Consider the following 6,809-nt stretch of genomic DNA (forward strand, 5'->3'; position numbering starts at 1 on the left):
ATCCCCAGCCAAAACACCTCCTGTTCAACTCGCCCCGCAACAGGCGGTCGTCCCAGCGACCCCAGCCGCGCCCGTGTTGATCGCTTCTTTCGAATGCCCACCGCAACCTCCGCATCTGAAGTGTTGCGACGACCTGTTGAGCCCAAGATCATCCGGCCTTCCCTGCGCAGTGGTTTACGGCTTATACGCGCTCTCCCCGGAGACCGGGCTTTCTTGCCCCCGTCATCGCGCGGCACGTCACCGCACAACTTGACCTCAGCGTCGGGAGGCCAGGACCACACGACTTCACCGTCCGCGCCCATGCCGATTCGTCGTCGGCACGCGCACGTCCACCGCATCCCGCGCTCAACGTCCGTGACGACGCGTACGCCCCTCGCAACGAGTGCGGGACGGGCAGAGGATCGCGTGATTTGGGGGGCGATGTCAAGGTGATTTCAGAAAATCAGAACTCATCCGCTGCGACAAGTTAACGCGACGGGCAAATCGGGCGGCACGCTGAAAACGTGTCAAGGACAAAGTCTTGCCGGTGATTTCCGCGCGCCGGACGCAAACGCACAGACCTTCAACATGCAATCGAACGCAGTCACCGGATCTTGAACGTAAGCAGGAGCCCGTTTTAGGGACTGGAGCGGCCCTTTCTGCGCGCGAGGATTGTCCAAAAAATCAGCAAGTGTGGGAACGCACCTGAAGCGCTCGCGTTGCCGCGAAGGAGCTGTGCCTCACCGGACCCGCGCAGCAATCCGAACGCACCAATCAAGAACATCGTCGGAGGAACACAGATGGCAGACCCACGCCACGAGGACAGGTCGACCAAGGACATCGAAAATGAAGGCCGGCGCGCCAGTGAGAGGACCGCGGAACAGGCGGCCCGGATCGGACAAACTGCGGCGGAACAGACGACGCGCGTCGGACAGGCGGCGGCCGAAGCGGGGGAACAAGCAGCCCGCGTCGGTGCCGATCTGCTCAAGCAGAACGCCGAGACGATGCAGGAGGCGTGGCGCTTCGGCCTGAACATGACGACGGCGGTCATGGGGCGCTCCACGGACCAGCTCAGTCGCACGCTCGGCCTGTCGGGAGACAAGGCGCAGGAAGCAACCGAACGGTCGGCCCACAATGCCCAGACCATTCTCTACTCGACCGCAGCCGCCAGCAAGGCGATGAGCGGGATGTCCAAAGAGTATTTCGAGCTTGTTCGCCACCAGATCGAGAAAAACATGGAGCGCATCAACGAGCTGTGGAACTGCCGGACCCCTCAGGACGTCGCGGCCGTCCAAAGCGAAATGATGCGCGAGGCCGTCGGCAGCGTTCTGGAAACCAGCCGCCGCATGGCCGACATGTCAATCAAGCTGGCCGATGATGCGGCTAAGCGCATGGCTGAGAACGCGCGCCGCGCCGCGTAGCTGGTTGGACGGTCAGTTCCGGGTTGCCGCGAGACCGGCCGCCCGGAATTGGAGGATGAATTTCGACAGCTACCGCGGTCATTGCGAGCCGCCACCGGGTCCCCCGCCGGGGGCGTAGTGCTGCTTTGTTCGCGGAGGCCCGGGAGCGAAGGCGGAAGCAATCGGACCAGGCCGAGGCCGCGCCGTGCGGCTCAAGTCTCTGGATCGCTGTGCTCGCGATGACGGAGTGGCAGCAGGGTCGCTTGGGGCCGCACCAACGCGTCACTTTATTCCCATCGAACCAACGCCGAATTTCTCGCGCCGCCGCCTTGCCGCAGCGACGCGAGGCTCTATGCTCTTCCTCAATCAGAAAGTGCGTCAAGCATTTCGATCACAAGGGGAGGAGTCGCATGAAGATGACAAGCCGCATCGCCGCGCTGGCCGCGGCCGGTCTGCTCGTCGTGTTGCCCGCCGCGGCGCACACGCCGCAGCAGGCGCCGCACCAGCTTTTCAATGAAGGCGATCTCAAACTGGAAAGCGGCGAGACGATCAGCGATTTTGCGATCTCCTATGTCACCCAAGGCACGCTGAACGCAAAAAAGTCGAACGCCATTCTGATGGTGACGGCGATATCGGGCAATCACCACCGGCTCGATTTCATGATCGGGCCGGGCAAGGCGCTCGACCCCGAAAAATATTTCATCATCTGCACCGATGCGATCGGCAACGGGCTGACCACGTCGCCGAGCAATTCCAAGGCGCAGCCGCGCATGGCGTTTCCAAAATTTCTGATCCGCGACATGGTGGAATCGCAATATCGGCTGCTCAAGGAGAAGCTCGGCATCGACCATGTCGTCGCCGTGGTCGGCCCGTCGATGGGCGGCATGCAGACTCTGCAATGGGGCGTCAGCCATCCCGATTTCATGGACGCGCTGGTGGCGATCGTGCCGCTGGCGAAGACGCCGGCCTGGTCGGTCGCCGTGATGGAGGCCTCGCGCAAGGCGATCATGGAGGACCCGGCGTGGAAGGACGGCAATTATGATGCGCCGCCGGAAAAAGGCCTGCGGCTGTTCCGCGACATCGTCGCGCTGCTCGCGGCGCGCTCGCCCGATATGTATGCGGCGCAGTTCAAGAGCGGGCCGGATGTGCTGCCCTGGATGGAGCAGCAGGAGAGCGCGCTGTGGAAGGTGTTTGACGCCGACGACTGGATCTACCAGTCCTGGGCCTATGACCGCCATGACCTCGGCACCACGCCGGGCTTTGGCGGCGACACGGCGAAGGCGCTGGCGTCGATCAAGGCCAAGACGCTGATCCTGACCGGCACCAAGGATCTGCTCAATCCCGAGTTCGAACCCACCGCGGCGGCCAGGAGCATCCCCGATGCAAAGCTCGTGACCATCAGCCCGGGCACGGTGACCGGCCATGCCTCGGCCGGCGGATTTTTCCCGGCCGATGTCGAGTTTCTCAACCGCGAGGTCGGCGCGTTCCTCGACGGCGTGACCGAAGGCGGGAAGCGGCTGCAGTAGGGCATCTGCTTCGCATCGCGGCCCCGTGAGGGCGACGATGGCTTGTGGTATGTATTCACCGGGTCGCTGGGAGTTTGCCGTCATGAATGCCGCTACATCTGCGAAATCACGCGCGCTCAACACGCTGGAGGGCGTTGCGCTCACCGCCGTTCTCGAGTGTCTTCCGATATTCGTGGTCCTCAATATGCTGCTCAAGCTCACGGTCGGTGGCCCCGATCGAGCGGCATTGTCGACTGTGCTGGTCTCACTGGCGATCGGGCTGGCGGCCCGCTGGCTCGGGCCGGGGTACCCGTTCTATATGCCCAGCTTCTTCGACGCTTCGCTGTCGCTCACCGCCAAGATCGCGGCCTGGTGCGAGCGCGCCGGGACAGCCTATCGGCTCCTGACCTTCGTCTTGATGCTGTCGCTGCTCGGACTTTGGGTGTTGAGTCGGTAGGGTGGGCAAAGCGAAGCTTGCCCACCATCCAAACTCGACTTGCGGGACACGGTTGGTACGGCGCGAACGCGCCTTTGCCCGCCCTACACAGTTCGTGGTGGAGCGATCTTCATCACGACTGCCACAGACGGCGGCGTTCCCATAAGATATTCGCCTGCGGGCGATTCGGGGAACGCCATGCATTCTCACAGCGAATGGCGCCTCGTCCTCGCAGGCTTCGTGCTCTGCGTCATCATATCCTTCGCGCGCAGCATCCTGCGCAAGCGGGGCGCTGTCTTCTTCGACATCGCGCTGTCGCTTCTGACCATCGGCCTGCTCGTCTACGTGCTGCGCTAGCTTTGGCGCCGTCAACGCCGGCTCATTCACTCGGCAGCGGATCGACCTTGAAGACGAGCTTGTAGCCGACGTCGTTGTCTGCGCGGATCCGGAACAGCACCGAGGTTTTCTCAGAGAATACCAGCTTTCGTGCGCAGGAGGCCTGCTGGTCGATCGCGTTGACGTTGCAGATGCCGTTGCCGCCGCGGCTCTCACCGATCGGCCCGAACATGTCGACATGGGCCATCACGTTGCCCTTGATGCCATCAGTGCGCTCCACCTGGGCGGACACGCGATAGTCCTGCGCGTCAAGATCGGTCGCATACCAGGCGCCGTCGGAACCCACCGAGAGCGGCGCCAGGGTGGTTGCGGCCGGGTGGCCGAGCGCGAGCGCGTCGACACGGGGTGTTCGGACAAAATACGGAAATGGCACCGCGGCGTCGGCCGGGAACAGGCCGAGCCAGTAATCTGTTATTGCCGACGCTCCGGTGACGCGCAGGATCAGGTCGGGCCGCGGATTGTCCGTCGTATCGAGCGTTGCAAGCAGCCTGCGGCGCACGTCGATCTCGTTGAGGCCGGCGAGTTGTCCGAGCTTGCGGCCATCCGGATCGGACACCTCCACGGCGGCCATGAGATTGCTGCTGGCATCGTCGGCACGGCGGACGTCGAGCACGATGCGATAACGGCCGGCGGGCGCCTTGATCTGCCAATAATGCGACTTGTTCGCCGCGAGCCGCCCCTTCACGATTTCGCCTGTGTCGATCGGCATGGGCGCGGCGACGTCCGCGCTTGCCGCCTTCGCCGCGATCGGCGGCGCTGCAGGCGGCGCTTGCGCCACCTCGGCCTGGCGCTGCGTTTTCGTCGGCGCGGCCTGCCAGAGCTGGGCGATCGACGGCTTTGCCTGATCGGGTTTGGCCGGATCCGGGCTGGCCGCATTTGACGCGGTGCCGGCTGGTGCCGCCGCGGGTATCGTGACCGATGCCACGGACGGGGCCGCCTCCTGCCCAGCGGCGAAGAAGAATTTTGCGCGCAGCGCGGAATGCTCCCAGGGCACCTGTTGGTTCTGCGTCGACGACATCACGTCGTTGCGCACATTGATGAGCAGGCTCGATAGATCCTCCCGCGGGGCGGCGAGCTGCCTGAGCAGCGCCGCGGTGAACGGCGAGTTGCGCCCACCGCCGTCGAACGCCACGTTGCCGGGCTGCGTCGAAAAACTGATCAGCGTGCCGACGCCGGATTCGACCGCCGCGAGCCCGCGGCCGATTTCCGCCGATCGCGTTCCCATGCTGCGGGCAAGGTTGCGCGCCAGCGGATTGTTGCGGCAGGCGTCAAGAAACAGGATGTTGGTGGCCGACTCGCGCTCCATGCTCCGCTGCACCACATCCAGCCGCACCAGCTCGAAATCGGGCGCCGTCGCGCTTGCGAGCACAGCATCTGTCGGCACCAGATAGTTGACGCCATTCACCTGCAGGCCGTGGCCGGCATAGAAGAACACTCCGGCCTCGGCGTCATGCAGCGCCGCCGCGAACTGTTGGATGGTGCGGTCCATCGCTGATTTGTCGAGGTCGACCCCCTTGATCACCGTGAAGCCGAGCTTTTCGAGCATGGCCGCAAGGTCATCAGCGTCGTTGCGCGGATTCTTCAGCAGCGGCGCGTGCTGGTAGGCCGAGTTACCGATCACCAGCGCGAGCCGCTTGCCCGCTGCGTGCGCGGCTTCGCCAGGGGGCAGGGCGAAAACCAGAAACGCGACCGCGGCAACAGCAAAGCGAGACAACACGAGCCGGTCCAGACAGCGGCGCAACCTCATCGCAAAACTCCCGGGGATGGAAGCATCGGCGGCGCACAACCCCATGCGCAATGAATCTGTCCAAAACCCGCCGCGGCGCGATCACGTCTGTGGCATTTCCCCGGCGCAATTCTGTCGGCGGGGCGTCGCTGTCATCTCGCTGTCATGCGGGCGCGTACGTCGGAGGCAGACCCTCATGGTGAGGAGCCGCGCCTTTCGCGCGGCGTCTCGAACCATGAGGCCGAGAACTCAGTCCGGCGCGGGCCTCATCCCTCGAGACGCGGCGAAGACGCCGCTCCTCGGGATGAGGGAATAGACCTGGCCGCGACGCTGCAGGGCGAGCAACTCGTCGTGCTACCGCTTCTTCCATCCGCCGCGCTTGCCCGGCGCGCCGCCGCTCGAGCGCGGCGCGGGGCCGAACTCGGGACCGGACTCGCGCGAGTTGGTTGGCTGAATGATCTTGCTGGTGTCGCCAAACGGTTTTGACGGCGGCGCGCGGCCCGGGCGATAGGGCAGGGATTCCGGCCCGTGCATCTCGTCGAGATGCGGCTTGTGGACCTTTGACGCGCCGCGCGAGGGCGCGTTGCCGGTGCGCTCTTCGAACGATGGCAGCAGCGGGTCTTCACGGAGGGACTGTCTCCGATCGCCCGCGCTGCGGCCCGTGGACCCTCCTCCCTGCGCAAGGGGGGAGGGAACGGATGGACCGCCCGAGCGGGAAGAAGAGCTGCCGTGGCCCGGGGAGGCGGAGCGCAGGGAGGCAGAGAAGCCGGCGCGCTTTTTCAGGGTGGTGGCCGGCAGGTTGGCCGACTCGCCGTATTTCTTGGCGCCGGCATAGGCGCCGGCGCGATCCTGCACCGTGCGCTGCTTGACTGTGGGATCGTCGACCACCGCGAGCTCGGTGGCGCGCAGCCGCTTGACCTCGTCGCGCAGCCGCGCCGCCTCCTCGAAATTGAGATCGGCGGCCGCCTCGCGCATCCGCGTCTCGAGATCGGCCAGCACCGCCTCGAAATTGTGCCCGATCGCAATGACGTCCTCGGTCGTGCCGCCGCCGCCGGTCTCGATCAGCACGTGATCGCGCTCATAGACCGAGTTCAGGATGTCGCCGATCGACTTTTTCACGCTCTCCGGCGTGATGCCGTTTTGGTGGTTATACTCCATCTGCTTCTCGCGGCGGCGGTTGGTCTCGGCGATCGCGCGCTCCATGGAGCCGGTCACCGTGTCGGCATAGAGGATCACCTTGCCGTCGACATTGCGCGCGGCGCGGCCGATGGTCTGGATCAGCGAGGTCTCGCTGCGCAGAAAACCTTCCTTGTCGGCGTCGAGAATCGCAACCAGCGCGCATTCGGGAATGTCGAGGCCCTCGCGCA

The 6,809-nt window shown here is 64.9% G+C and carries 6 protein-coding genes; 4 read left to right on the forward strand and 2 right to left on the reverse strand.

Annotation, left to right across the window (positions count from 1 at the left end):
- Nucleotides 1–698: 698 nt before the first annotated feature.
- From JOZ76_RS17045 to JOZ76_RS17060, 4 genes are all read left to right on the forward strand, one after another.
- Nucleotides 699–1,400: a phasin family protein gene (locus tag JOZ76_RS17045; RefSeq protein ID WP_291699969.1), complete on the forward strand. Its 702-nt coding sequence runs from the start codon at nucleotides 699–701 to the stop codon at nucleotides 1,398–1,400.
- 389 nt (nucleotides 1,401–1,789) lie between these two features.
- Complete coding sequence (locus JOZ76_RS17050) at nucleotides 1,790–2,905, forward strand: alpha/beta fold hydrolase (RefSeq protein WP_291699971.1); 1,116 nt, start codon at nucleotides 1,790–1,792, stop codon at nucleotides 2,903–2,905.
- An 82-nt stretch (nucleotides 2,906–2,987) separates the two neighbouring features.
- Complete coding sequence (locus tag JOZ76_RS17055) at nucleotides 2,988–3,341, forward strand: hypothetical protein (RefSeq protein ID WP_291699973.1); 354 nt, start codon at nucleotides 2,988–2,990, stop codon at nucleotides 3,339–3,341.
- A gap of 177 nt (nucleotides 3,342–3,518) precedes the next feature.
- Nucleotides 3,519–3,677, forward strand: a complete 159-nt coding sequence (locus JOZ76_RS17060) for a hypothetical protein (RefSeq protein WP_291699975.1) — start codon at nucleotides 3,519–3,521, stop codon at nucleotides 3,675–3,677.
- Nucleotides 3,678–3,699: 22 nt separating this feature from the next.
- Here the strand turns inward: JOZ76_RS17060 and JOZ76_RS17065 are convergent, their stop codons facing one another.
- A complete protein-coding gene (locus tag JOZ76_RS17065; RefSeq protein ID WP_291699977.1) occupies nucleotides 3,700–5,463 on the reverse strand; it encodes a caspase family protein in 1,764 nt (587 codons plus the stop codon).
- Nucleotides 5,464–5,796: 333 nt separating this feature from the next.
- Nucleotides 5,797–6,809 (reverse strand): UvrB/UvrC motif-containing protein (locus JOZ76_RS17070; protein ID WP_291699979.1); only part of this gene is annotated, 1,013 nt, incomplete at its 5' end.

Origin of the sequence: Bradyrhizobium sp. (genome assembly GCF_019244115.1) — a bacterium.
Taxonomy (GTDB): domain Bacteria; phylum Pseudomonadota; class Alphaproteobacteria; order Rhizobiales; family Xanthobacteraceae; genus Bradyrhizobium.

What these genes read in the sequence shown, in the direction of transcription:
- JOZ76_RS17050 (WP_291699971.1), top strand. Translation starts at nt 1,790, where the DNA reads ATGAAGATGACAAGCCGCATCGCCGCGCTGGCCGCGGCCGGTCTGCTC.
- JOZ76_RS17060 (WP_291699975.1), top strand. Translation starts at nt 3,519, where the DNA reads ATGCATTCTCACAGCGAATGGCGCCTCGTCCTCGCAGGCTTCGTGCTC.
- JOZ76_RS17055 (WP_291699973.1), top strand. Translation starts at nt 2,988, where the DNA reads ATGAATGCCGCTACATCTGCGAAATCACGCGCGCTCAACACGCTGGAG.
- JOZ76_RS17065 (WP_291699977.1), bottom strand. Translation starts at nt 5,463, where the DNA reads ATGAGGTTGCGCCGCTGTCTGGACCGGCTCGTGTTGTCTCGCTTTGCT.